Here is a 276-nt window from a genome sequence, read left to right as displayed (position 1 = left end):
AGCAAGGTAAGTACGGTTGGCAGGTAAAGGTTGTACAGTATTCAGAAAAGGAAATTCGTGAATGGCAAGTAACAAAACAAAAACGTAAAGACATTTTAGAAGCGTGTGACCGAAAAGAAGTAGATATTTTATTTGCCACACAGTTAGCGCGTGAAGGATTGGACATGCAACATTTAGCAGTTGGCCACATGGTAATGCCGAAACGTGGTGATTCTCGTGAAAGTAATAGTGGTTCATCGGTAGAGCAAGAAATTGGACGTATTATGCGACCTGATC

The 276-nt window shown here is 40.9% G+C and carries 1 protein-coding gene; it reads left to right on the top strand.

What is annotated here, in order from left to right:
* Nucleotides 1-276: helicase-related protein (locus KVT11_RS19820; protein WP_217609143.1), on the top strand; the 276-nt coding region annotated here is incomplete at both ends.

The organism is Bacillus sp. GbtcB10, assembly GCF_019091365.1.
GTDB classification, from domain to species: Bacteria; Bacillota; Bacilli; order Bacillales; family Bacillaceae; genus Bacillus; species Bacillus altitudinis.
This window is presented reverse-complemented; position numbering and strand designations above follow the sequence as displayed.